Annotated in this window: 1 protein-coding gene; it reads left to right on the forward strand. The window is 38.7% G+C overall.

From position 1 onward, the window contains the following. Window positions 1-87: 87 nt before the first annotated feature. A partial coding sequence (locus QUB08_RS31955) for an ISAzo13 family transposase (RefSeq protein WP_333230314.1) occupies window positions 88-1,319 on the forward strand: 1,232 nt, incomplete at its 3' end.

Consider the following 1,319-nt stretch of genomic DNA (forward strand, 5'->3'; position numbering starts at 1 on the left):
CTAAGAGAACACCACAGAATGATTGATCCTATAATGAGCAAAATATAATTTCAGTGTGCAGCCTATCTTATGTCTCTAAAATCTATCATGAAACTGACCGAACACGCCAAATCTCTTTACATCACAACAGCTAAAAAACTCAAGGGGACAGACAGACGACAATTCATGGCATCGGTAGTCAAAGGTTTAGGAATAGGTGGGCAAACGTTAGCAGAACGGGAGTTAGGATGGAATAGACGCACCATCCGTAAAGGGATGCAAGAATTGAAAAGTGGTCAGCCAATTGTCGATGGTTTCAAGCGCAGTGGACGAAAGCGGGTTGAAACAACATTACCCAACTTATTGAAGGATATTAAATCGTTAGTAGACCCACACAGTCAAACTGATCCCAGCTTTAAAAGTACACTATTATATACACGAATCACTGCCAGTGAAGTCCGTCGTCAACTAATGGAACAATTTGGTTATAGTGATGAAGAACTACCTTCAGCAGAAACAATTCGACGAAGATTGAATGATTTGGGTTATACCTTAAAACGAATTCTCAAAACTAAACCCGTCAAAAAAATCCCCGAAACATCAGCCATTTTTGAACAACTTGTCCAAGTCAATACAGAAGCTGACAATAACCCTAATACTCTTCGGATCTCCATTGATGCCAAAGCAACAGTCAAGATTGGAGAATTTGATCTCTGTGGTAAAAATCGAACGTCAACTATTGCACTCGATCACGATTTTTCGACTGAATCAACCGTGATTCCCTATGGCATTTTTCTGCCTGAGTACAACGAGTTATTTTTATTCTTCGTTACTTCTAAGTTGACGGCTGATTGTATTGTTGACTTACTTGAAAGTTGGTGGCAAACTGTCAAACACCGTTTTAGTCACATTCAAAAATTGGTCATGAATCAAGATAATGGACCAGAAAATAATTATCGTCGCACTCAGTTTATGAAACGAATTGTAGATTTTGCCCGAGAATCTCAACTGACGTTACAACTGGCTTATTATCCGCCATATCATAGCAAATATAACCCGATAGAACGTTGTTTTGGTTGGTTAGAAAAGCATGGGAATGGTAGTTTACTTGACACTGTTGAGACTGTAGTAAATTTCGCCAAAACTCTCACATTTAAGGATAAAAATCCAGTAGTAACATTGGTAGAAACAATTTACTCCACAGGAGTTACACTCAACAAGTTAGCTATGGCAGAAATTGAAACCCAGATTAATCGCCTCCCCAATCTTCAAAAATGGTTTGTGGAAATTTTCGCGCTTTCCCACATAGCTATTGGATCATTTTTTTTGTGGATGTCTCT

It is taken from the genome of Microcoleus sp. BR0-C5 (assembly GCF_036705045.1).
GTDB lineage: Bacteria > Cyanobacteriota > Cyanobacteriia > Cyanobacteriales > Microcoleaceae > Microcoleus.